The 22,710-nt window shown below is 61.8% G+C and carries 20 protein-coding genes; 10 read left to right on the top strand and 10 right to left on the bottom strand.

What is annotated here, in order from left to right; genetic code table 11:
- Positions 1 to 6: 6 nt before the first annotated feature.
- Genes rbsK through ugpC form a run of 4 tightly spaced genes read right to left on the bottom strand, consistent with a single transcriptional unit; the run spans position 7 to position 3,071 of the window.
- A complete protein-coding gene (gene rbsK, locus Q1A89_RS15915) occupies positions 7 to 912 on the bottom strand; it encodes a ribokinase (protein WP_299730370.1) in 906 nt (301 codons plus the stop codon).
- Positions 913 to 915: 3 nt separating this feature from the next.
- Positions 916 to 1,362: an RbsD/FucU domain-containing protein gene (locus Q1A89_RS15910; protein WP_299730367.1), complete on the bottom strand. Its 447-nt coding sequence runs from the start codon at positions 1,360 to 1,362 to the stop codon at positions 916 to 918.
- Between the two features lie 18 nt (positions 1,363 to 1,380).
- A complete protein-coding gene (locus Q1A89_RS15905; protein WP_299730366.1) occupies positions 1,381 to 2,028 on the bottom strand; it encodes an SGNH/GDSL hydrolase family protein in 648 nt (215 codons plus the stop codon).
- A 5-nt stretch (positions 2,029 to 2,033) separates the two neighbouring features.
- Positions 2,034 to 3,071 carry a sn-glycerol-3-phosphate ABC transporter ATP-binding protein UgpC gene (ugpC, locus tag Q1A89_RS15900; RefSeq protein ID WP_299730365.1) on the bottom strand — a complete coding sequence of 346 codons (1,038 nt, stop codon included), beginning with the start codon at positions 3,069 to 3,071 and terminating at the stop codon, positions 2,034 to 2,036.
- 218 nt (positions 3,072 to 3,289) lie between these two features.
- Between ugpC and Q1A89_RS15895 the strand changes: the two genes are divergently transcribed.
- A complete protein-coding gene (locus Q1A89_RS15895; RefSeq protein ID WP_299730364.1) occupies positions 3,290 to 4,915 on the top strand; it encodes a substrate-binding domain-containing protein in 1,626 nt (541 codons plus the stop codon).
- Positions 4,916 to 4,973: 58 nt separating this feature from the next.
- Here Q1A89_RS15895 and Q1A89_RS15890 read toward each other — a convergent pair whose 3' ends face one another.
- Complete coding sequence (locus Q1A89_RS15890) at positions 4,974 to 6,002, bottom strand: hypothetical protein (RefSeq protein WP_299730362.1); 1,029 nt, start codon at positions 6,000 to 6,002, stop codon at positions 4,974 to 4,976.
- Positions 6,003 to 6,175: 173 nt separating this feature from the next.
- Here Q1A89_RS15890 and Q1A89_RS15885 point away from each other — a divergent pair, with 173 nt between their 5' ends.
- The 5 genes from Q1A89_RS15885 (at position 6,176) to Q1A89_RS15865 (ending at position 9,898) form a co-directional block, all read left to right on the top strand.
- Positions 6,176 to 7,282, top strand: a complete 1,107-nt coding sequence (locus tag Q1A89_RS15885) for a sugar ABC transporter permease (protein ID WP_299730359.1) — start codon at positions 6,176 to 6,178, stop codon at positions 7,280 to 7,282.
- A complete protein-coding gene (locus Q1A89_RS15880) occupies positions 7,279 to 8,193 on the top strand; it encodes a carbohydrate ABC transporter permease (protein WP_299730356.1) in 915 nt (304 codons plus the stop codon). The genes Q1A89_RS15885 and Q1A89_RS15880 overlap by 4 nt, the downstream gene beginning before the upstream one ends.
- A gap of 226 nt (positions 8,194 to 8,419) precedes the next feature.
- Positions 8,420 to 8,806, top strand: coding sequence for a hypothetical protein (locus Q1A89_RS15875; protein WP_299730353.1), 387 nt, complete (start codon positions 8,420 to 8,422; stop codon positions 8,804 to 8,806).
- Positions 8,807 to 8,930: 124 nt separating this feature from the next.
- On the top strand, positions 8,931 to 9,110 hold the full coding sequence (locus Q1A89_RS15870; protein WP_299730350.1) for a hypothetical protein: 180 nt from the start codon (positions 8,931 to 8,933) through the stop codon (positions 9,108 to 9,110).
- Positions 9,111 to 9,364: 254 nt separating this feature from the next.
- A complete protein-coding gene (locus Q1A89_RS15865) occupies positions 9,365 to 9,898 on the top strand; it encodes a hypothetical protein (RefSeq protein WP_299730347.1) in 534 nt (177 codons plus the stop codon).
- Between the two features lie 553 nt (positions 9,899 to 10,451).
- On the opposite strand, the gene Q1A89_RS15860 is transcribed toward Q1A89_RS15865, so the two are convergent.
- Genes Q1A89_RS15860 through Q1A89_RS15850 form a run of 3 tightly spaced genes read right to left on the bottom strand, consistent with a single transcriptional unit; the run spans position 10,452 to position 13,830 of the window.
- Positions 10,452 to 11,939 (bottom strand): FGGY-family carbohydrate kinase, encoded by a 1,488-nt coding sequence (locus tag Q1A89_RS15860; protein WP_299730344.1) that lies wholly within the window; start codon positions 11,937 to 11,939, stop codon positions 10,452 to 10,454.
- Positions 11,939 to 13,096 carry a M20/M25/M40 family metallo-hydrolase gene (locus tag Q1A89_RS15855; protein WP_299730341.1) on the bottom strand — a complete coding sequence of 386 codons (1,158 nt, stop codon included), beginning with the start codon at positions 13,094 to 13,096 and terminating at the stop codon, positions 11,939 to 11,941. Before Q1A89_RS15855 ends, Q1A89_RS15860 begins: the two co-directional genes overlap by 1 nt.
- Positions 13,030 to 13,830, bottom strand: a complete 801-nt coding sequence (locus tag Q1A89_RS15850; protein ID WP_299730338.1) for a BtpA/SgcQ family protein — start codon at positions 13,828 to 13,830, stop codon at positions 13,030 to 13,032. Before Q1A89_RS15850 ends, Q1A89_RS15855 begins: the two co-directional genes overlap by 67 nt.
- A gap of 94 nt (positions 13,831 to 13,924) precedes the next feature.
- On the opposite strand from Q1A89_RS15850, the gene Q1A89_RS15845 reads away from it, so the two are divergent.
- Together Q1A89_RS15845 and Q1A89_RS15840 are read left to right on the top strand one after the other, a co-directional pair.
- Positions 13,925 to 14,953: an aldo/keto reductase gene (locus Q1A89_RS15845; protein ID WP_299730335.1), complete on the top strand. Its 1,029-nt coding sequence runs from the start codon at positions 13,925 to 13,927 to the stop codon at positions 14,951 to 14,953.
- Entirely contained in the window at positions 14,950 to 15,792 is an 843-nt protein-coding gene (locus Q1A89_RS15840) for an amidohydrolase family protein (protein ID WP_299730333.1), read from the top strand. Before Q1A89_RS15845 ends, Q1A89_RS15840 begins: the two co-directional genes overlap by 4 nt.
- On the opposite strand, the gene Q1A89_RS15835 is transcribed toward Q1A89_RS15840, so the two are convergent.
- Together Q1A89_RS15835 and Q1A89_RS15830 are read right to left on the bottom strand one after the other, a co-directional pair.
- Positions 15,777 to 16,622 (bottom strand): PfkB family carbohydrate kinase, encoded by an 846-nt coding sequence (locus Q1A89_RS15835; RefSeq protein WP_299730331.1) that lies wholly within the window; start codon positions 16,620 to 16,622, stop codon positions 15,777 to 15,779. The two genes, Q1A89_RS15840 and Q1A89_RS15835, sit on opposite strands and share 16 nt — an antisense overlap.
- Positions 16,619 to 17,605, bottom strand: coding sequence for a sugar phosphate isomerase/epimerase family protein (locus tag Q1A89_RS15830; RefSeq protein WP_299730328.1), 987 nt, complete (start codon positions 17,603 to 17,605; stop codon positions 16,619 to 16,621). Before Q1A89_RS15830 ends, Q1A89_RS15835 begins: the two co-directional genes overlap by 4 nt.
- A gap of 161 nt (positions 17,606 to 17,766) precedes the next feature.
- Between Q1A89_RS15830 and Q1A89_RS15825 the strand changes: the two genes are divergently transcribed.
- Both Q1A89_RS15825 and Q1A89_RS15820 read left to right on the top strand, forming a co-directional pair.
- Complete coding sequence (locus Q1A89_RS15825) at positions 17,767 to 22,203, top strand: DUF4781 domain-containing protein (RefSeq protein ID WP_299730326.1); 4,437 nt, start codon at positions 17,767 to 17,769, stop codon at positions 22,201 to 22,203.
- A gap of 3 nt (positions 22,204 to 22,206) precedes the next feature.
- Positions 22,207 to 22,605 carry a hypothetical protein gene (locus Q1A89_RS15820; RefSeq protein WP_299730324.1) on the top strand — a complete coding sequence of 133 codons (399 nt, stop codon included), beginning with the start codon at positions 22,207 to 22,209 and terminating at the stop codon, positions 22,603 to 22,605.
- The last annotated feature ends 105 nt before the right edge of the window (positions 22,606 to 22,710 follow it).

The raw sequence follows: 22,710 nt of genomic DNA, 5'->3' as shown, positions 1-22,710 counted from the left end.
GACTGCTTAGCCCAGCAGCGCGTCCACTTCGGCCCGCTCCGGCATTGACGGAGCGGTGCCTGCCCGGGTCACGGAAATGCCTGCCGTCGCGCAGCCGTATTGCACGGCCTCAACCGGCGTGCGCCCCTCGGACAAGGCCGCGGCAAAGGCACCGTTAAAGGCATCTCCGGCCCCCGTGGTTTCCACAACGGGTCCTGCGTTGACTGCAGGTACCAGCCCGTGTCCATCCAGATAGGCACCCTGTTCGCCCATGGTGATGATCGGGGTCTTCACCCCCAGATCGCGCAAAGCAGCGCAGGCGCGTGCTGCATCTGCCGCGTCCCGCACGGCGATGCCGGTCAGCGCCTCGCACTCGGTCTCGTTCGGAGTGACGTAGTCGCACAAGGCGAGCATGCCCTCGGGCAGGGGGGCTGCGGGGGCGGGGTTGAGGATGGTGGTCACGCCTGCGGCCCGGGCAATTTCAAGGCCCCGCATCGCCGCCTCCATCGGTTGTTCAAGCTGGGTGACAAACACATCTGCCCCCGCGATCAGGCCCGCATGCGCGTCAATGTCTGCGGCGGTGATCAGTGCCGCCGCACCGGGTGAGACGATGATCGCGTTATCCCCTGTCGCCTCGTCGACAAAGATGAAGGCCGCCCCGGTGTAACTGCTGGCGCGCTGCCTGACATGGGCGGTCACACCGGCCCCGGCCCATGTGTCCAATGCCAGCCGCGCGAAATCGTCCTGCCCGAGCTGCGAAATCATATGCGTGTCCGCCCCGATCCGGGCGCAGGCCACGGCCTGGTTCGACCCTTTGCCGCCGGGCCCGAGGGCAAAGGCGTTGCCCATGACCGTCTCGCCCATCCGGGGCATGCGCGCGGCGCGGTAAGCGGTGTCAGCCACGAAAACGCCAAGAATAACGACCCTTCCCATGGCTCAACCCTCGTCTGGCGGGATGACACCCTTGCGCAGGGCAAAGCAGCCGTAAAACCGCCGCTCGCCGGTCTGGATCACCGCATAGGCCTGTTTGGCGCGGTCGTAAAAGGAGAAACGTTCGATGCCCATCAGGGTCGGCCCTCCGGCGGCGGTGACCTCGGCCTGCACCTCGTCCATGACAGGCAGGAGTGTATCCGGTTCATCCACGACCTCCATCCGCGCGGCGGCATCATCAACGAAAGTGTCGATGGGATAGAGCGACAGAACAGCCCGGACCACCTCGGCAGCCGGGCGGTCGATGCGCAGCACTTCGCCCAGCACCGTTTCGCGTGCGACGCTGTCGGCGGGAAAGTTGGTATCCGAGATGATCAGATCATCCCCATGGCCCATCGCGCGCAGCGCATAAAGCACATCGGCGTTCAGTAACGGATCAATTCCCTTGAGCATGTATCTTCCCCTGTTTGGTTACGGCATGAAATCAGTGACGGCCTGCGCCAGATGCGCGCCAATTGCGGCGTGGCTTTCGGCGCTCAGATGGATGCCGTCGACCGGATCGACCCTAGCCACCGCATTGGCATCGGCAAAGCCAAACCCGTGGGCCGTTGCGATTTGCGACAGATGGGCGGGCAGCGCAGCGGAGGTCTCGGCGCATCCGGTGAATATCGGGGCAAGGCACCCGGCCTCGACCGCCTTGACCGGGGCGACCAGCATCACCTGTGGTGGCGCGCCGTCCGGGCCGCTGTCAGAGCGGCGCACATCCAGCGCCAGCCGCTGCACCCCAAGCGCGATGTCAAAGGCCGTAAGGCCGAACCGCGCCTTGAGATCATTGGTGCCCAGCATCAGCAGCACGAGATCAATGGGGCGATGGGTTTCCAAAAGGGCGGGCAGGGTGCGCAGGCCGCTTTTGTGTTCGCCCTCGATCGGGTCCTCAAACACGGTGGTGCGGCCCGGGTGCCCTTCGGCGATCACCTCCCAATCGGGGCCTAGAGCCGCACCCATGACCGAGGGCCAGCGTTCAGCCCGCGCAAGGCGGCGGCGATCCCCCATATGGCGCATCGCCAGAGTCCCATGGGTGTTGCTGTCGCCAAAACACAGGATGGTGCGCGGGGCCATCCTGCCTAATCCAGCCGCTGGCCGGTGTCGGCGTCAAAGACGTGGATGTGGTCGGGATCGGGTTTGAGGTGGATCGTCTCGCCGGGGGCAAAACTGTGGCGTTCGCGAAATACGGCCGTGACGTCCTGCCCCTCAAAGCGCAGAAAGACCATGGTTTCGGCACCTGTCGGTTCGACCACCTTGACCTGCATGGGAACGCCATCTTCGGCCAGGATCAGGTGTTCGGGGCGCACGCCCAGCTTGACCGCGCCACTGCCTGCAGGGCCGGGCAGGTGTTGTGGGCCAAGGGTAATGGTGCCATCGCTGCGCTCAGCGCGCAGCAGGTTCATCGAAGGTGCACCGATAAATGTCGCGACAAAGTCGTTGACCGGGTTGTCATAAAGTTCGAGCGGCGTGCCGATCTGCTCGATCCGGCCCCCTTGCATGACTACGATCCGGTCGGCGAGCGTCATCGCCTCGATCTGGTCATGGGTAACGAAAACCGTAGTCGTCTTGAGGCGCTGATGCAGTTCCTTGATCTCCGTACGCATCTGTATGCGCAACTTGGCATCAAGGTTCGAGAGTGGTTCGTCAAACAGAAACACCTGCGGGTCGCGGACAATGGCGCGGCCCATCGCGACGCGCTGGCGCTGCCCGCCGGACAGATGGCGCGGCTTGCGGTCCAGATAGTCGGTGAGGCTCAGGATCTCGGCGGCTTCGCGCACGCGGGCGTCAATCTCGGCACGTGGAGTTTTAGAGACCTTGAGGGCAAAGCCCATGTTTTCGGCCACCGATTTGTGCGGATAGAGCGCGTAGGTCTGAAACACCATCGCGATGTCGCGCTGCGAGGGCGGCAGGTTGTTCACCACGCGCTCGCCAATGGCGATGGTGCCGCTGTCGATGGGCTCAAGACCCGCAATCATGCGCAACAGGGTGGATTTGCCGCATCCAGAGGGGCCGACAAGGGCGACGAATTCGCCATCGGTAATGTCGACATTCAGCCCGTGAATGACCTCGACCGCGCCATAGGACTTGCGGATATATTCAATCTTGACGCCTGCCATGCCCGGATGTCCCCCACCTCGACTTTGGATGCTAGACAATGCGGTTTGCCCTGTCCACGCCCATTGCATCAGTTCAGTTGACTTGGGGTAAGGATCGACCATACTCGGATTCTCGTGGGGGAGCGGCCAGTCACAGCCTGTTCATAAATAAAAGTAATTTCCGGCCTGATCCGCAGCCTGCGCCAAAAACGATCAAATGTTTTATTGGGAGGATAAACGTGAAAGTCGAACTCTATAATTACATCCGCGCTGCGCAGAAAATGAACCGCCGCCAGATGCTGAAAGGGTCAGCGGCCCTTGGTGCGGCGGCGATGATGCCAAAGACGGCATTGGCCGATGGGCACAGCAATGTGCGCGCCGAGATCCTGAAAATTCCGGGCGTGGGTGCGGGATCGCCCACCGACAGTGACTGGCAGAAAGTCGGCGAAATGTGCCTTGGTGCGACCAAGGGAAACGTCGCCGAGGGCGAGTTCGCGGGGGTCGAGTTGACCTTCATGGGGCTCAACAACCAGAACCTGCACAACTTCCTGTTCCGCGGGTTCCTGAAGCCGTGGGAGGCCTATACAGGCGCCAAGATCAACTGGATCGACCTCGCCCAGGCCGACTATAACGCGCGCCTGCAGCAATCCATTGCCACCGGCACGGTCGATTTCGACATCATCGAAATGGGCGCGCCGTTCGAGGGTGACGTGCTGGGCAAGGGCCTGGCCTCGGAGATGCCGGATTGGGTCAAAGAGCAGATCGACATGGACGATTATGTGGATTACCTCAAGGCCCCCGTCGGTACGTGGGATGGCAAGACCTATCGCGTGTCGATCGACGGCGACTGCCATACGTTTGCGTATCGTAAGGATTACTTCGGTGACGACGGCATCGGTGGCGCAGAGGTTCCGACCACGTGGCAGGAAATCAACCAAGTCTCCAAGGACCTCGTCGGCAAGGAAGACCCCCTCACAGGTCTGCCAGCCCATGGTTATCTTGATCCACTGAAAGGCTGGGGTGGTTTCGGCTTCTACTTCCTCGAAAATCGCGCCTCGGCCTATGCCAAGCACCCCAATTCACCCGCATGGCTGTTTGAACCCGACACGATGAAGCCCATGGTCAACAACCCGGCCTGGGTGCAGGCGATTCAGGACGTGATGGACCTGATCGAGGCGGGCGCCTACCCCACCGATCAGATCAACGCAGACCCAGGCACAACCGCCTTCCAGCAGTTCCTCGCAGGCACCGGCTCCATGCTGATGTGGTGGGGTGATGTGGGATCATCCGCACGCACGTCCGACACTTCGGTGGTCGGCGATGTCGTCGGCTTTGGCGTCAACCCGGCCTCGGACCGCGTTTACAACGCCCAATCCGGCGCGTGGGAGGACACCCGCAACGAGGCCCCCAACATGGCCTATATCGGCTGGGGCGTTTACGTCATGGCCACGGTCGAAGGCGACGAGAAGAAGAAGAAGGCAGCATGGTCCGCCGCTGCCCATCTGGGTGGCAAGGACCTGTCGCTCTGGGCTTCGGCCTATCCGTCGGGCTTCCAACCCTACCGCAACTCGCACTTCCAGTTCGAAGAGTGGGAAGAGGCAGGCTATGACCGCGCTTACGTCGAGGACTACCTCGGCTCCAACGCGGACAGCTACAACCACCCGAACGCGGCGATCGAGCCCCGGATTCCGGGAATTTTCCAATACTATTCGGTTGCCGAGGACGAGTTGGCCAAGGGCTATGCCGGTCAATATGGCTCCGCTCAGGAAACCGCGGATGCGATTGCAGCGGCGTGGGAAAAGATCACCGACCAGATCGGGCGGGACAGCCAGATTGCGGTGTATAAGGCGTCGTTGGGACTGTAACGACGGTCTGAGAACCAGGGAAAGGCGCGGCTGCGAGGCTGCGCCTTTTTCATTCATGTTACAGCGAGAGCGGAGAAATCCCCCCGGCAAAAGCCGCAAGGATCGGGGATGTGAGTGCAAGACCTGCACGCAGGTAATCACCCGCGCCCTCGGTCAACCCGCGGGCCTTGCGCCAGGTCCCCACGTCCAGCGGTTCGCCCGTCGGGGCGTCATTGGTTGCCCGTTCGGCCAGTGACTTCACACGCGAGTCCAAAATAAAGGCGACGGGCAGGTAAAAGCTGAGGATCAGCAGACTGAAATAGGTGCCTGTATAAAGCGCGGCGGACAGCAACAACGCGCCATAAGCTTCGCGCTCAGCCTCTTGCACAAGTTGCAGCGGCCAGTAAATCCAACTGGTCGCATAGAGCATGCCAAAGGTCAGAACGAGCCCGGACAGGTACAACTGCTGGCGCATCTGCTTGAGGTTGTCGGCAAGCAGCGCGGCCTGCTCTTCGATGGTCCTGCAGGGGCGGCTGTTCAGGCACAGGATCATACCGACGATCATCGCCCCAAGGGCAAGCCCTGCGAAAATGTTGACCACGTCCACGACACTGCTGAACATGGCAATGACCGGGGCCTCGCCACAGGTGCCAAGCAGCCAGACATCATCTGCCGAACCACAGCCCCGCAGCGTGCCGCGCGCCATGACGCCCTCGTAGACGGCTGATCCCAACCGGTCATAGACCTGACCGCCGTCGATATCGCCGAACCCGCGCAGGGCGGGCAGTGCGGTCAGCAAAAGGATGAAGGCAAAGGTAATGAGTGCCGCAACCCGCGTGCTCTGCGCCATGGGCCGCACCAGCGTACGGGCCAACATCACGGCAGCAAGCACCGAAACGGCCCCAAAAAACCATGTCGTGGCCAGAAAGCGATAGCGGCCCGCCGCCTCCACCCAGTGGCGTCCCTCTTGCAGAATATCAGCGGGCACATCGAGGTCGGCAGGCATCAGATGATCGCCGATCAGCGAATGGGTCGCATAGATGGCAACAGGCACCAGAACGATTGCAAACAGGTGCGGTTCGACCCGACGGGCGGGCGTCTCTGTCATGATCTCAGCCATGGGTTGCCGTATAGCACGGATTTTTCGCGTTCGGGAGGACTTGTGCGTGCATGGCCCCGTCAGTCCGGGGTGCATTTCTTGGGCCGCGTGACTGGAACGGCAACCGCCAACATTGAATTTGCCCCCTTAACAGCTCAGCCGACCCTCGTTAACGTCACATCATGAGCACGACCGAAGGCGACCTTCTGCACACTGTCACGGCCGACAATATCTCGGACAGCCGCCGCCGTCTGGGCAAGATGATGGTGTGGGGTGCGGCAGCGCTGTGCGCCGGGTTGGCGATCTGGCAGATGATGTTTGAAACCGGACGCGTGGCCTCAGGTTTCGAGACATGGCGGCCCGTGCTCTACGCATACGTCCTCTGGGCTTTTTGCTTATGTGCCGCTCAGGTGATCGTGAATGGAGAAAAGGGCAAGCGCACGCTGTTCGTGCTGCCCGCCGCGCTTTTCGTGATCAGCCTCGTTGTCTTCCCGCTGCTCTTCGCGCTCTACATCTCGTTCACCGACTGGAACCTTGCCTCGCCCAACGGACCGCAACCCAACGGTTGGGACAATATGGTGCAGATGTGGAACGATGGGTTTTACTGGAACGCGTTGAAAAACATGGTCTATTACGTGTTGGCGGTCAGCGTGGAATACGTGATCGCCTTTGGTCTGGCCCTGCTGCTCAACGCGCAAATCCGGGCGCGCAAATTCTTTCGGGTGGTATTCCTGTTGCCGCTCATGCTCAGCCCCGTGGCCGTCAGCTGGATGATCGGCAAGTCGATGCTCGAGGTCCGCTTTGGTCCCATTTCCCGCGTCATCCGCGAACTGGGGTTCGAGCCCAGCTTTTTCGGCTCGCCCGAGATTGCGCGGTTCATGATCATGGCGATGGATGCATGGACCTTCATCCCTTTTATGATGATCATGCTGCTGGCCGGGTTGCAGGCCTTGCCTTCCGAGGTCATCGAAGCCTCGAAGGTGGATGGCGCCTCGGGCTGGCAAAGCTTCAAAGAGGTGATCTTTCCCCTCATGCTGCCGGTGTCGGTGACAGCCGTGGTGATCCGCATCATCTTTAAACTCAAGCTTGCCGATGTGATCATCAACGTCACCTCCGGCGGGCCCGGGGGTGCGACGGATTCGGTGACCAGTTTCATTTTCCGTGAATACCGGGATCGATCGAACGTCGGCTACGGCACGTTGCTTGCCATGGTCTACCTCGTTCTGATCGTGATCTTCGTGACCCTTCTGCTGAAACTGGTCAGCCGCTGGATGGAGCGTCCGGCATGAGCGCGGTCATGAAGGATCACGAGGGCGAGGCCCGCATCCGCACCAAATGGTGGGCCAGTCGGGTCGCGATCTATGCCGCGCTCATCACCTGGGCGATCATCTGCCTGTTCCCGATCTTCTGGACGATCACCACCTCGTTCAAACTGGCGCCGGACGTGATGAAGGGCAACCTGATCCCGTGGTGGGATTTCTCGCCGCGCTGGAAGGGCTGGGAATCCATCGGCATCTCGCCCCGCCTGATCGGAGAGGTGTCGACCGTGCGCGAGGAATTCCTCAAGCGCTTCTGGAACAGCACCGTCGTGGCCATTTCGGCCTCACTGCTCGCGGTGATCCTCGGCTCTCTCGCGGCCTATGGGCTGTCGCGGTTCAACTACCGGTTCGGGTTCATGCGAAATTCGGACATCTCGTTCTTTTTCCTCAGCCAGATGATCCTGCCTCCCGTGGTCCTCGCCCTGCCGTTCCTCGTGCTCTACAAATCGCTGGCCCTGCTGGACAGCCGGATTGGGCTGATCCTGCTTTACACGCTGATGGTGCTGCCCATCGTGATCTGGATCATGCGGGACCAGTTTCAGGGGATCCCGGTGGAACTGGAGGAGGCGGCCCTTGTGGACGGCTTGGGCATCTGGGGATCGTTCTTTCAGATCGTGCTGCCCATCGCGCTGCCGGGGATGGTGGCGGCGTTTATTCTGAGCCTCGTTCTGTGCTGGAACGAATACTTTTTCGCGGCCCTTCTGACGGCCACCAATGCGACGACCTTGCCGGTGATGGTGGCCTCGCAGACGGGGTCTCAGGGGATCAACTGGTGGTCGATGGCGGCGCTCTCTTCGGCGGCGATCCTGCCGCTGGTGATCGTGGCGATTTTCCTTGAGAAATACATCATCAAGGGGATGGCAGCCGGGGCGGTGAAGTAGGGGCTGAAAGAGGTGTCCCACGCTGGGACATATTTCGGAGTCAGGGATTTCAATGGGTTACAGAGGCGTTTTAACCGTTTGTTCAGGTTTGTGGAGGCCGTGGAGCGCGTTTCATCGTCGACTCCTGTCGCGTGATGCGGGCATCTGCTGGGTGAGGTGCGAAAGGCCTCTTGGCAGTTGGAGCGACCGCGGAACAGACGTCTTTTTTCTGATGGAGCATAGATAAATGTCGAAGATTGGCCGCTTGGCTATCGTTCTTTCCATCCTGATCGGAACACCGGCCTCGGCTGAGGAGATCGGACCGGAAGCGGCCTCGGAGCGGCTGATAGGTGCTACGTGGAGCGGCACGAATGCGGACGGATCAGAATTCTGGTTTTATCACGCTGGCGACGGTCGGTTTAAGTCCCGGTTTGTGCAACGCTCCAAAGCCGCCTTTGACGCCGGAGGGGAATGGAAAATAGCCGGCAATACGATCTGTTGGGCCTGGGACGGATGGGAAACCCATTGCTATGAGACGTTTGTTCTTGAGGGCGACGCACTGTCGATGACGCGCACAGATGGGGTGATCCATACAGGGACTGTAACCCTCGGTGACACCGAGGCGCTGAACTGAGGATCCGTTGAAACGGGCAAGATGTCTGGATTTGGACGTGTGCGTGTGGCGGCCTTTCCAATCAAATCTTGATTAACCGCCCGCATCTTTGCGAACGGGAGCCGAACCATTGCCAGTCCGCGGGATGGCGCAGGTGCGCTGTTTCCCGGGCGGTTTATGGATCGAGGATATTGCGTCGCTGCCCTGTCGCGCCAAGCTGAGCCATATCGCCAGCCCGTCATGCCAAAAGCATGCCGATCTATCATCGGCGCACTTTTGGGGCGACAGGGCAGACTGGCAATGGATCGGCGCGCTTCGCGCTTGAGTCCGATCTATGTGCTGAGTGGTGACATAGCTAAAGTCAGCAAAGAGCCCCAAAGCTGACATCATCTGGAGCACTGCATTTGGTTCAAAGGTCGGCAAACCGGCCATTCGTTTCGCCGGGCACAAAAAACTGAACTGAGGACGCACCGGGCCTTCCGGCCGGATTGGACCCTCAGTTCCCGAAAGTTATGCCTTGCGTAAAGACAATAGTCTTCTAGTGTCGTGCTCTTTGCCTCAAGCTAGGAATACTATTTTATGACTACTTTTATCTCACGATGCACTGTGCTGCTTTGTTTTACACTGGCTGCGTGCACGGTACCCGAAACCCAATCGCAATCCTCACCGCAACCAACCGGAACGTCTTCGATCGAGTCTGCCAGAAATGTTTTTGCTGGCAACTCCTTCACGTTCTCACTGCCAGAAGCTCCGGGTGCGCAGATGTCCCTCTACTTTAGAGCCGATGGTCAATACCAAGGTTTCGTGGTCTCAGGAAAAGACGAGGTGCTATTGCTGGGCACTTGGGCACCTTCAAAAAGCGCACTCTCACAGGGAAACATTTGTATCGACCAAGCAACCTACGCGATGGACATCAGTCGCACACGCGTAAACAAAGTAGGTTCGAATGCTGCTTGCAGTTGGGAGCCCAGCGTCAAAGAGGATGGAAGTGTTTCGGTGTTTAATCGAACAGGCAACCGGGCGGCTCGACGTAATTGGCAATATGGCAAACCAACAAAAGGTTGGCCGCAGAACGCGAAGTTTTCCTCGATAAGACGAAAATTTGGTGTCTAGGAAACCAAGTAAATTTTTCTGATTGTCCGCGGAAGCAGGTAGAGCCTCCCTTTCGGTAAGATTGAAAAAAGATAGTTGGCGGCCTTTGGTTTTTCCTGCCGTTCGCTGCAGCTTGCCTAAGGTCCGCTGTGGGACGGAAAGCGGTCGTTGAACTGTTCTGTGTGAACGGCCGAAAAGTCCCGCAAAGCTGACCTTTGTAAGTATTTTGAAAACCCAAACCCGCCCTGACCCGCGCGCCAACGTGAACCGGGCCATCAGCAGCCCGTGGGGTGGCGAGCCGACTTGGCCGCTACAGCGCTTTATGGCTGCCAAGTACATCTTCCCGATCCGCCGTTCGCGACGGAAACCATATCGCCATCCCGTCATGCCAACGGTATGCCGTCCTGTTTTTGGCGCACGTGCGGTGCGACGGGACGGGCTGATCCCTCTCGGCAGATTTGGCCAAAGCCAAACCGCCTGCCTGGCAGTGGATTGCCCGGCGCCTTCGGCTTGAGACCGGGCTGGGTGGTGCGTTGTTGGAAACCCGCCCTACGGGTATGTGTTGGGCCTGCGACTAGCCTAACTCTGCCGCGATATCCTTGGTTTGTGCATAGAGGCGGCGGAACAATCCATGCGCTTCGTCATAGACTGCGCTTGGCTCTGCGCGGATTGTCTCTACCGCCGGGTTCCATTTCGCTATGTCGTCGCGCTCCACCAAGCCCACCGCGAGGGCGGCGAGGAACGCGTCGCCGTAGCTTGCCCCCGTCGTCTTTTCGCAGACGATCTGGTCGATGCCGGTGATGTCTGAGGTGGCTTGCAGCCACAGCGCGTTCTTGGTGCCGCCACCCACGGCCAGCAGGCGCCTGGGTCGTTGGCCCAGTTCTGCAAACGTGTCGGTCACGTGGCGGGTGCCGTGGGCGATGCCTTCGATCAGGGCGCGGTAGAGGTCGCCGCGGGTGTGGGTCAGGTTCAGCCCGAAGAGGGCGCCCTTGGCGTGGACATCGTGGATCGGTGTGCGCTCGCCCGAGAAATAGGGCAGCATCAGCAGGCCATTTGCGCCGGGGGGCGAGGCTGCGGCCTCTTGTGCCAGGGCGGGGAACGCGTCGGTTGGGTCCAGATCGCGTGCGATCTGGTCGCGGAACCAGTGGGTGAGGGTGCCTGAGGTCGCAAGCCCCGCCATCGAGGCATGTTCGCCCTCAAAGAGCCACGGCGCGTACCAGATGCGCGCATCGGCCAGGCGGGTGGCGGCGCGCAGGATGATGAAGATGGTCGAGCCGTACATCATCATCATGTCGCCTGGGGCATCGACGCCGACCGAGAACGCCTCGGCCGCCGCGTCGATGGTGCCTGCGGTGACGGGTGTGCCTGCTGCGAGGCCGGTTTCGGTGGCGGCCTGTTGCGTGATCTGCCCGGCGATCTCGTTGGACCAGAGGAGGCGCGGGAGCTTGTCGAGGGCGATAATGTCGTCGGCCAGATCGTCGACCCAGGTTTGCGTTGTCACGTCATAGAGCGGCGAGAAATTGGCTGCGGTGTAGTGGTCGATGACGACCTCGCCCGTGAGGCGCTGCACGAGGAAGCTGGTGGAGGTGAGAATATGAGCGGTCTGGGCGTAGAGTTCGGGGCGGGTACGTTTCAGCCACAGGATTTTGGGGCCCACCGATTGCGAGGTGAGCGCGTTGCCGCAGCGCGCGATGATCGTGTCCTCGCCGATGCGGTCCGTCAGTTCGCGCACTTCCGCCTCGGCCCGGCCATCGACGCCGTAAAGCACCCCGTTCATCAGCGGTTTGCCGGCGCTGTCCACGGGCAGCATGCAGGGGCCGATGGCGCTGGAGGCGACGCATTTGATCTCGGTCGGGTCGATGCCGCTGTCGGCCAAGAGCGCGCGTGTGACGTGTACGAAATCGCCCCACCAGTCTTCTTCGGGTCGGTGTTCGGCCCAGCCGGGGTGCGGCACCAGCATCTTGTGCCCGTGTGCGGCCTGGGCGTGGATGGTGCCGGTTTCATCGACCAGAACGCCCTTGGTTTCATAGGTGCCGATGTCGATACCAAGCGTGTAGGCCATCAGGTGTAGTCATCCCTGTCGAGTGAGAATTCGGGGGTGATGGCGGTGAGGGCGGCGTCGAGCAACTGCGTCAGCGCCACCAGATCGTTCAGATCGCAGACTTCGCGCGCTGAGTGGGAGTAGCGCATCGGGTAGCCCACATCGATGGAGGCGACCCCGCCGCCGACCAGTTGGACGTAGGACAGATCCGTCAGCACGCCGACTTGCGCGCTGCGTTGCAGGGGGATGTTTTGTGCCTCTGCGCTGCGTTCGAACAGGGCGACCATCGCCGGGTGCGGGATCACGCCGTTGAGCGTGCCGCGCCCGTGGAAGGAATAAAGGCTGATGCCCGGCCCGCCCCCCAGCACCATGTCGCCGCGCGCGGCCATGTCGGGCGTGTCAGTGGCGAGCATCAGGTCGAGCTGGATGGCGATATCGGGTTGCAGGGATTGGGCGAGGGGCAGCGCGCCGCGCAGGTTGAACTCTTCGAGCACGGTGAAGGCGAGGTGGACGGGCGGGCCGCTTTTGCGCTCCTTCAGGTGGCGTGCGAGTTCGAGCAGCACGGCGCAGCCTGCGCGGTCGTCGACGCTGGTGCCCATGATGCGGTCACCTGCGAGCGCCGTGGCGCGTGGGGCGTAGATGACGGGCGCGCCGATGCGGATGCCTGCGGCCTCGACTTCTGCAGCCGAGGTGAGGCCGGTGTCGACGTAGAGGTCGGCATAAGGCGTGACGGTGTATTTCTCGGCCGGGGTGGTGGCGTGGTGGCTTTTGTTGGCGATGACGCCGGGGACATCGCGCCCTTCGCCGACGCAAATCAGCACTTCCTGGGCGGCGAGCGCGCGTTCGGGCACACCGCCAAGCCGTTCAAGGCGGATGAGGCCGTCGGCTTCGATCCGGCGCACGACAAAGCCGAGTTGGTCCATGTGGGTGAAGAGCATCACGCTGGGCCCTGTCCCCGGGAAGCTGGCACAGAGGTTGCCGAGGCGGTCTGTTTGGGTGGTGATCCCCATGGCTTCCAGCCGCGTGCGTATGGCGCGGCGTATGCGGTCCTCGTGGCCGGACAGACCCGGCACCAGCATCAAATCGAGCAGGTCGGTTTTGATCCGTTCCTTCATCCGCGCACCGCCCGCACCCGGTCCATGAAATCGCGCGCCCGGTCGGGGTCGATGGCGTTCCATGTGTCGCCGTCCACCTTGAGCGATGAGCCGACGATGCAGCCATCGGCAATGGAGAGCACATCCGCTACCGTATCGTGCTTAACCCCTGTATTGGCCATCACGGCGATGTCGGGCAGGACGGCCTTGACCGCCTCGAGGTCCGACAAAGCCGCCGCCTCTCCGGTGATCTGGCCGGACACCAGAACGGCATCGGGGACCGAGGAAAACACAGCACTGCGCGCGCGGTCGGGCAGGGGGCGTTGATCGAGGCTGTGGGCGAATTCAGCCGAGACATTGAACAGCATCGCCATATCCGCGCGCCCCAAGCGGTTGCGATAGCGCATTGCCGCACCCGCATCCGGGGTCCACGCCCCCATGTCGGAGGCATAGGTGCCGGTGAAAATCTCGCGCACGAAGGCGGCTCCGGTGGCTGCGCCCAGGGCGACACTTGCCATCGGGTCCCACAGCACGTTCACACCAAAAGGCACAGTGGTCTCGGATTTCAGCGCGCCGATGATCGCCGCCATGGTCGCGGTCGAGGCGGTGTCGACCTTGAATTCGTAAGGGCGGTCATTTTCGTTGCCGAACATCACGGCATCAAAGCCTGCGGCCTGCAGCGCAAGCAGGTCGGCGCGGGCGGTAGCCACGAGGTCTAGGGCCGGGTCATAGAGCGGTGTGCCGGGCAGTGCGCCCAGATGCACCATCCCGATGACAGGCTTTTTCTGCCCGAACACCCGTTCGAAATTCGCTGTCATGACGCAGCCTCCCCCCGTTCAACTTTATGGTCAGGTCCCTGTTCACGCAAAGGAAATGTGGGTTAGTGTCCGCGACAACACAAAGGAGAGACAGATGGCTTTGAAAACGCGGCACTGGGATCGGTTGGGCAATGGCGGGGTGACGTTCACCGAACTGGGGTTCGGCACTGCGCCTCTGGGTAATCTGTACAAGGCGATCACGGACGAAGAGGCGCGCGCCACACTGGATGCGGCCTGGGACGGGGGCGTGCGGTATTACGACACCGCGCCGCTTTACGGGATGGGGCTGTCGGAAACGCGGCTGAACCCGTTCCTGCGCGGCAAGCCACGCGATGAATATGTGCTATCCTCAAAAGTCGGTCGTCTGATGCAGGCCTGCGCGCCCGAGCATCGGTCGGGGATCGGCAAATGGTTCGAGGTGCCCTGCCGCCGCGAGCAATATGATTATACCTACGACGGGGTCATGCGCTCGTTCGAGCATTCGTTTTCGCGCCTTGGGGTGGACCGGATCGATATCCTCTATGTCCATGATCTGTGCATCTTTTCCCATGGCTCCAAGGAAGTGTCCGACATGCGGATCGAGGAGTTTTTCGGCGGGCGCGGTTATGATGCGATGGTGTCCCTGCGCGATCAGGGGGTGATCAAGGCCATCGGCGGCGGCATCAACGAATGGGAGGTGTGCCAGACGCTGGCCGAGCGGGGCGATTTCGACCTGTTCCTGCTGGCCGGGCGCTATACGCTGCTGGAACAGACCGCGCTGGACAGCTTTCTGCCCCTTTGTGAGTCGCGTGGCATCGGGATCGTGACCGGCGGGCCCTATAATTCTGGGATTTTGGCCACGGGCGCGCGGCAGGGGGCCTATTACAACTATGATCTGGCACCGCAAGACGTGCTGGACAAGGTCGCCGCAATCGAGGCCACCTGTGCCGATCACGGTGTGCGGCTGGTCGATGCGGCCTTTCAGTTTCCGCTGCTGCACCAGGCCCATGTCACGGTCATTCCCGGCGGGCAGGGGCAGAGTGAGATAGCAGGCAATTTGCAGGCTGCTCAGGCGGAGATTCCTGCGGCCCTCTGGTCGGACCTCAAGGCCAAGGGGCTGCTGCGAGAGGATGCGCCGACGTGAAAATCGACGCCCATCAGCATTTCTGGCAGCCCTTGCGCGGTGATTATGACTGGATGCCGCAGGACAATGCGGTGCTGAACCGGGCCTATGGCCCTGCGGATTTGGCACCTGTTCTGGCGGAACATGGGATCGAGGGCACGGTGCTGGTGCAGGCCGCTGCCAGCGTGCATGAGACCGAGTATATGCTGGGCCTTGCCGATGCCGCGCCCATGATCAAGGGCGTGGTGGGTTGGGTAAATTTCGAGGATCCCGGCGATTTCGCGCATCTGAAGCGTCTGGCTGCGCATCCCAAGTTTCTTGGTGTGCGTCCGATGATCCAGGACATTGCGAATGTGAACTGGATGCTGCGCGATGACGTGCAATGGGCTTATGCGGCGCTGATCGATCTGGACCTGACCTTTGACGCGCTTGGTTTCCCTCGGCATCTGGGGAATTTCCTGACGCTGGTGCAGCGCTATCCCGAGATGCGCGTGGTCTATGATCACTGCATGAAGCCGCAGATACGTGACCAGCGCGCAGGGCGCGATGCGTTTTCCGAGTGGGCGGATGGCATGTCGGCGCTGGCGGAGCAGACGCGCGGATATTGCAAGTTTTCCGGCCTTGTGACTGAGGCCGATGATGGGTGGGATGTGGACGATCTGCGCCCCTTTGCTGCGCATGTTTTGCAGGCTTTTGGGGCGGAGCGTGTCATGTGGGGGTCGGACTGGCCGGTGTGCCGTTTGCAAGCGGAATATGGCAATTGGCATGGGCTGGCGCAGAGGCTGACCAGCCATTTGACCGAGGCCGAACGGGTCGAGGTTTTTGGCGGGGCGGCGGCGCGGTTTTACCGGTTGGATTGAGCGTTGAGGAAGGTTGCGACCTTTTTGGCGCTGAGCGTTGCGCGCGCGACATCGTCTGAGGCGACATGCAGCGCGGCGGCGGCTTGGGCAAAGTCGATCGCCTCGGGGAGTGTTTTCCCTGCATCGACCTGCGCGGCCAGCGCGCCGACGAACATGTCGCCTGCGCCGTGGCTTGAGTGCGCTTTGACCTTGGGGGCCGGGTGGTCGTTGCCCTCGAACACCACGCCTTGCGCGCCGAGCGTGGTGAGAATTTTCGCAAATCGGGTTTCGTTGGAATAGAAATCGGCCTCGACCCGGTTCAAGATCAGCAGATCGATCAGTCCGATGAGGTCATCGGGCAGGAGTCGTGCGGGGGCGGCGTTCAGCCAGACCTGCGCGCCTGCATCGCGGGCTTTTTGTGCGATGGCGAGGTTTACGGCCTCGGGGATTTCATTTTGCAATAGGACGAGCGTGGTGCCGGTGGGGATGTGGATCTGCTCTGCGTCGATGTTGAGGTTCGCGGCTGAGACGATCACCGCGCCGTAGTCTCCGTCGGCATTGAGGATCGCCGCGCTCATCCCGCTGGGGCCGGTGTCGTGCTGCAACTGGCTGAGGTCGATGCCGCTGGTCTGCAATGTCTCGCGCAGCATGTCGCCGAAACGGTCTGACCCGGCGCGGCCAGCGAAGTGGGTGCGGCCCCCCATGCGCGCTGCCGCCAGCGCCTGATTGCCACCCTTGCCGCCAAAGACGTAAGTGACGGCGCTGCCGGTGACCGTTTCGTCCACGCGCGGCAGGTGGGGTGCGCGCAGCACCACATCGAGATGCAGCGATCCGACGACCAGAACGCTCATCGCAGCATTGCGCCTTGCACGATGCGCATGGCCATGGGGGCGTCTTGACGGGCGATGGCGGCGGTCAGATCGGCGTTGGCCACAAGCCCATCAGCGATGCTGCGCAGGCGGGTGACCACCTCGATATTGGTGCGGGCCTCCTCTACCGGGTCAAGGCCGGAGTGGTCCGGGAATGTGTCGAAATAGAGCGCGCCGTCATAGCCGATGCGGGTCAGTTCCACGAGCAGTTCGACGGTCTGGATCGGGTGCACCGCGCCCACCATCAGCCCGTTGTCCCACTTGCCGTAGCCGTCGTTCAGATGGACCCCGAGAATGCGGGAATGGCGTGCGACGAGGGCGGCGGCGAAGGCGGGCATTTCGTCGGCATAGAGCACATGGGCGAAGTCGAGCGTGACGCCGGTATTGGGGCGGCCCACCTCTTTGATGGCGAGCAGAGTGGTGGCGGCATCGGGCATCAGGGCAAAGGCGCGGGGCTCATTCGGTTTGTATTCCAGCGCGATGTCGAGGGCCGGGTTGTGATCGGCGACCTCGGCCATCGCCTCGATCGTGTGGGCCCAGGCGCGGGCGTAGTCCATCTGGAAGGAATAATCGAACCCGTCCTGCCCCATCCACAGGGTCATGAGGTTCCCGCCCATCTCGGCCAGCACGTCAAGGCCGCGCTTGGTTTCGTCAATGGCGGCGCGGCGGATCGTGGCGTCGGGATGGGTGAAAGCGCCAAGTTTATAGCCGGGATCGGTGTAATAGCGCATCGCCATGCCATTGAGCACCATGCCGTTGTCATCAAGTACGCGCACAAGGTCGCCGGGACGGTCCTGTTCGAAATGATCGGGATAGTTCAGATCGGCCGCATTCAGCCCGGCGGTGGCGGCGCGGGCCAGCAGATCGGCGGTGGTGATCGTGTTCTTGCCAGGCCAGTACGCGCCCGCCCCGATCTTGAAGGCATTGAGACGGGCGGCAAAGCGGGGCGTGTTTTTCTCTGTCATGCCAAGACCCTAACCGCAGGGGCGATCATCTGTCACTAGCGCCCGCCATCCGGACAGACAAATCGCGCGCTGACGCCAAGCCCTCCGGAAATCAGGGGGATTGTCGCCGATTTCCCGTCATGGTTTACTTTGCCGGTATTGTGACGTTGGGGGGTAGGCAATTGGCCGGTATTGATATCAAGGAAGAAAAGAAGGCGCTTGGCGCACTGTTGGGAAAAGCGAAAAGCAAGCCGATCAACTTTGCCTTCCTGATCGGAAAAGACGGCCCCATTTTTGAAGCCGATGTCACCAAATCCTCAAAGGCGCTGTGGACCGCTGGCAAGAAAAAGGGCGGTGGCAAAGGCGCGTGCGGGTCGATGCATTTTGCCAATTCCTGCCTGACGCTGACCTGCGAGGACGACCCGGCGCCGGTCCTCGACAAATCCTTCAAGACCTACCTCAAGGAACGCGGTCAGCAGATCAAATTCAACTTCTTGGGTCCCAAGGATGCGGCGGCGCCGGACGACGCTGCGGAAGCCGAAGTCGAAGCAAAGGCACCACCGGCCCCCAAACCCGCGCCTGCGCCCGATCCGGAACCGGCCCCGAAAAAGGTTGCGGAAACGCGCGTAGAGCCGCCGGCCAAGGTCAAGGACGCGCCGGTCGAGACGCAGGTTGAGGCGCCTGTTGTGGCCGAGGAGGACGACGAGCCGGTCTCTGGCATCGACGTTAAGGAACTGGTGGCCAAGGCGCGCAAACGTCCCATGAATGCCGCGTGGCTGATCGGCAAAGAGGGTCTGGTGTTGCGTGCGCATCCGCGCATGCCTGTCGATGTGGTGCGTCGCAAGGCCAAGGAGGCCGGGGGTGGCACCAAGGGTGCGGTGGGCGTTCTGACGGTACAGGGCAAGATATTGCTGCTGACCTGCGAGGACAAACCGCCCCAGACCTTTGCCAAGCTGGCGCAGAAAGACCTGATGGCCCAAGGGGTTGCCATGAAGGTGCGCATTGCGCTGCCGGATGGGACGACACAAGACGGCGATGTCGAAGAGGTGCCGCCATCCCGGCTGAACAAAGCGCAATTGCAAGGTGATCTGAGCGAAATCAAGGGTTCGATCGAGGCCAATGCCGAGGCGCTGACACCCGAGCAAAAAGCCAAGCTGGATCAGGCCCTTGGCAAGATCGACACGCTGGTGGCCCAAGGCAAGGGCGACCTGGCCGAGACCTATCTGGCGCGTGCTGCGGGTGCTGTCGAGCAGCGCACAGGTGCCCCGGTTGTGCTGGCCGCGCAGCCCGCCCCGGTCGAAGGCGAGGGGCCGAGCCGTTTTGAAAAGGAACTGGCCGCTGCCCGGTCTGCCTATCGCGGGATCGTGGACAAGCTGAACGACAAGCAACGGGCGATGTTCGAACAGTTGTTTGCCACCATCGACGGCGCCATCGGCACGGATGATGAGCGGGCCGCCAAGACCCTCAAGCTGCTGCAGGACCGGCTGGTCAACGTCAAGATCGCCAAGCCCAGACAGGTCTACAAACCCGTCAGCCTGTTTGATCAGGGCCCGACGCTGGTTGAAAAAATGGCCGATCAGGTGTCGAGCGCAGACAAGGCGCGCATTGATGCATGGGCCGAAAAGTTCGGCAATGCGGAAAACGGCTGGCAGTTGTGGGATGATGAGGGCGGCGAATATCTGGCCGAGGCGCTGAACGGGAAGTCGGACCTTGGCACGCTCAGTGAGGCGCAGATGGTCTATCTGTCTGACCGCGTGGCGCAGATGTGGAAACGTGCCGGGAGCGAGGAAAACGTATCCGAAGCGGTGTCGGGGATCGAGGACAATCCGCAAGCCCGCAAGGCGCTGGCCATGGCCTTTGCCAATGGTGAGGCCGGCGATGCCCGTCATTTCGCGCGCGGCGGGACGTTGCTGAGCGATCCGGATGCGTCGCGCGCCGAGGCGGGCATGTTGTTGCAGGCCATTGATCTTGATCCGGCCGCAGCTGTTGAGGCTTTTCAAGGGGTTGAGGGCTATCTGGGCCGCTATGCGGCGGGTGTGGACGGCGACAGCCTGTCGCGTGATCGCCAAAAGGCACTGCTTGATGTCGTGGGCGATGGCAGCGTTGATCCGGTGGCCGCCGACAAGATGGTTGGCGCGCTTTACATGGCGACCACGCCCGATGATCTGGACAACGACGCCTATCGCGCCTCGATGGCCAAGGCGCTGGCACAGGTCAATGGCGGCGATGATCCCGAGGCGACGGCCAAGCGCCTTGAGGCGATCATGGACAGCGATGCCGTGCAAGAGATGATGTGCGGCGAAAAGGTCCGCCCGGACCTCAAGATGTGGATATTGGCGCAGGCGGCGGCCGATCCGAATTTCACCGTCGAGGCCCTGGCGGATGGCTGGGAAAGCGAGATCGTGAGCCAATTGGCGGCGGGCCCGATCATGGCGCAATACGAGGGGCGCGGGACCGAGCCCAAGGAGCTGCCCACCGGCCCCGGTCAGGATGCCGCCCTGCGCAACACCATCGGGCAGGCGTTGGGCCTGTCACCGGACAACCTGCCCGGCGAAAACGAGACGGAGGCCGAGCGTGAGGCCCGCCGCGAGGCCGGGCTGAACCACGACTATTACGGGGCCAATCCCGCACTTGATGCCATTGCAGGCATGGTCAAGACGCAGGGCGGCGATCCGGCCAAGATGTCCGTTATTCCGGTGGTTGTGACCAACAAGGAAATCGGCGTCATAAACACCAAGGTGTTCCGCCTTGAACGCGATGGTGGCCCTTGTTTCGTCGACACCAGCGGCAAGAAATACGATGGCGTGGACAAGTGGCTGAGCCTCAATGAACTGCCGCCGGGCAAGATGACCTATCCGGACGGGCTGGTGCTGGGCGCCAAGATGGTGACGGTCAACACGCCCTGTGTGAAGGACACGATCTGGGAGTGGATCGCGTGGGTCGGCGACGGTGTCGCACTTGGGGTCGGCATCACGGTCGGTGTGGTCGCCATCGCGACCACAGGCGGGCTGGCCACGCCGCTGGTTGTTGCGGGTGGCGGTGCGGCCCTCTGGCAGGTCGGGCGCGCGGGCGAGCGGCTGTATGATGATCACCAGCGGGGCACGGACATCACCGATCTCAGCAATCCCAACGTGCGTGGCAACTGGCTGGAGGCCGGGGCAGGGGCGCTGTCGATCGGGGCGATGGGCGCGGCTGTGCGCTCGGCCCGGCTGGTCAGTTCGGGGGCCAAGGTGTCCTCGACCGCCGCCAAGGGCACAGCGGCGCTGCAGTTGAGCGCGGATGCGATGGACGCGACGGCCATGGGCGATCAGGCGCTGCAGCTTTACACCCATTGGGACAATATGAGTGGCGGTGATCGCGCGACGCAGTTGCTGAGCATGGCATTCTGGGGCGGCATGGCAGCCGTCAGCACCCGCGCCAGCGGCGCGCAGATGAAGGATGCCACCAGTTTCAACAAGATGGCCAACATGGCCGAAACGGGATCGCCCTATCCGGTCAACACGCTGCCTGACATGGCGCCGGGTGAAATCCGGGTTGCCTATGACATGGATGGCGGCAAGCTGGGCAATGTGCGGATCGAAACCGGGGCGGGGCCGGTCAACAAGGACATGCTGGACCTGCACACCGGTGTGGGCCGCCAGATCGAGGCCTCGGGTGCGCTGACGGCACGGCTGAAAGACCTGTTGGGCGACACCCCGGCCCCCAAACGGGGCACGGCAGGTTGGGAAGCCAAGCTGGAAATCGACAAGATCGCCAGCGAAAGCCAGATGCTCGCCAAACGGCTGGAAACCGAAGGGGCGACCCTCACCCCGGATGAAATCGGGCAGATCAAACTGCGCCAGCAGGAACTGGCGGCGGCCACGCAGCAACAGGCGCTGCGCCTGCAGGATGCCAAGGGGGCTGGCTTTATCGCCTCGCCGACCACCGGTGATGATCAGCGGATCAAGCTGGGCTGGCCGGAGCCGCCCAAGGGCAACGTCTGGGTCGCGAGCGCGGATGGCAAACCCTATGTGCGGCGCACCAAGGGCTCGGACAGCGGACGCATGTTCTTTGACGAGCGCAACAAGACGTTTATCGCCTATGCCGACCGCCCCGATGTGGGGATGACCGTTGTGGGCCATGGTGACAACGAAATGACCATCCTGACGCGGGACGGCGGCGAGACCGCCGAGGCCCACGCGGTTTTGCGCAAATACCACAAGAACGCCAAACGCAGCGCCGAAGAAACGAGCGCGCAGACCAAGGTCGGCAAATCGGGTGAGGACGGCGATGAAGGAGGCCACGTGATCGGGCACCGTTTCGGGCTTGATCAGGGGATGGAGAACATGTTCCCGCAGGACGCCAATTTCAACAAAGGCGCCTACAAGACCATGGAAAACGAGATGGCGAACTGGATTGACCTTGGTCAAGACGTGCATGTCTCGATCAAGACGTCAAAATACGACGGCGACCGCCCGTCCAAGGTCGAAGTCAGCTATGTCGTGAAAGACCCCAAGACCGGCAAGGTCGTCTATTCCCGCCAAAAGCGCTTTTCCAACGATGACAAACAGGTCTACAAACGACTTTCGCGGGATGACATGGAAACGCGCGTCGAAATGGCGAATGAAACCGGAGAATAATACATGGCTGATGCAGTCTCTGCCGATCTGACCATCGAAGTTGGTGAAATGGTCGTGGAAAATTTCCAGGTTCGCGACGACAGTTGGCATGGCCTGGCACTGGTTGGGACCTTTTTTGAGGGGTCCGAGGAATGCTCGGGCTATCAGTATTTCGCCGATGGCAGTTTCGAGGCGGGCGGCATGAACAACTTTGGTGATTTCCTCGACAAGCTGCTGGAATTGCGTGAGCACATGGCTGAGAACGGCGAAGGCACATTTGTTCAGTGCCTGATCCACGTCACCAAGCCGGACTATGCGCTGCGCATTCAATACGAATACGACAATCCCGAACGCTGGTGGCCAAGCGGGCCGTCCGCAGACATGAGCGAGTTTGCCGAGCAATTGCGCCCCGAGGGCGTTTGAACGGGTTTGGTTCGGTGGTGGGGATTTAGCCTGCCGTGTCGTGGGTCTGAACGGCTTGAATCGCGCAAAACGCGACCGAAATCTGCGATCTGAATACTCTAAAGA

Source organism: uncultured Tateyamaria sp., from assembly GCF_947503045.1.
Taxonomy (GTDB): Bacteria; Pseudomonadota; Alphaproteobacteria; order Rhodobacterales; family Rhodobacteraceae; genus Tateyamaria.
This window is presented reverse-complemented; position numbering and strand designations above follow the sequence as displayed.

Bases quoted from the DNA above. Each gene is read 5' to 3' on its own strand.
- Q1A89_RS15880 (WP_299730356.1), top strand. From the start codon at position 7,279: ATGAGCGCGGTCATGAAGGATCACGAGGGCGAGGCCCGCATCCGCACC.
- Q1A89_RS15850 (WP_299730338.1), bottom strand. From the start codon at position 13,830: ATGACAGCGAATTTCGAACGGGTGTTCGGGCAGAAAAAGCCTGTCATC.
- Q1A89_RS15905 (WP_299730366.1), bottom strand. From the start codon at position 2,028: ATGGCCCCGCGCACCATCCTGTGTTTTGGCGACAGCAACACCCATGGG.
- Q1A89_RS15830 (WP_299730328.1), bottom strand. From the start codon at position 17,605: ATGACAGAGAAAAACACGCCCCGCTTTGCCGCCCGTCTCAATGCCTTC.
- Q1A89_RS15860 (WP_299730344.1), bottom strand. From the start codon at position 11,939: ATGGCCTACACGCTTGGTATCGACATCGGCACCTATGAAACCAAGGGC.
- rbsK (WP_299730370.1), bottom strand. From the start codon at position 912: ATGGGAAGGGTCGTTATTCTTGGCGTTTTCGTGGCTGACACCGCTTAC.
- Q1A89_RS15890 (WP_299730362.1), bottom strand. From the start codon at position 6,002: ATGACAGAGACGCCCGCCCGTCGGGTCGAACCGCACCTGTTTGCAATC.
- Q1A89_RS15845 (WP_299730335.1), top strand. From the start codon at position 13,925: ATGGCTTTGAAAACGCGGCACTGGGATCGGTTGGGCAATGGCGGGGTG.
- ugpC (WP_299730365.1), bottom strand. From the start codon at position 3,071: ATGGCAGGCGTCAAGATTGAATATATCCGCAAGTCCTATGGCGCGGTC.
- Q1A89_RS15855 (WP_299730341.1), bottom strand. From the start codon at position 13,096: ATGGAACGCCATCGACCCCGACCGGGCGCGCGATTTCATGGACCGGGT.
- Q1A89_RS15835 (WP_299730331.1), bottom strand. From the start codon at position 16,622: ATGAGCGTTCTGGTCGTCGGATCGCTGCATCTCGATGTGGTGCTGCGC.
- Q1A89_RS15885 (WP_299730359.1), top strand. From the start codon at position 6,176: ATGAGCACGACCGAAGGCGACCTTCTGCACACTGTCACGGCCGACAAT.
- Q1A89_RS15870 (WP_299730350.1), top strand. From the start codon at position 8,931: ATGGCGCAGGTGCGCTGTTTCCCGGGCGGTTTATGGATCGAGGATATT.
- Q1A89_RS15820 (WP_299730324.1), top strand. From the start codon at position 22,207: ATGGCTGATGCAGTCTCTGCCGATCTGACCATCGAAGTTGGTGAAATG.
- Q1A89_RS15875 (WP_299730353.1), top strand. From the start codon at position 8,420: ATGTCGAAGATTGGCCGCTTGGCTATCGTTCTTTCCATCCTGATCGGA.
- Q1A89_RS15910 (WP_299730367.1), bottom strand. From the start codon at position 1,362: ATGCTCAAGGGAATTGATCCGTTACTGAACGCCGATGTGCTTTATGCG.
- Q1A89_RS15865 (WP_299730347.1), top strand. From the start codon at position 9,365: ATGACTACTTTTATCTCACGATGCACTGTGCTGCTTTGTTTTACACTG.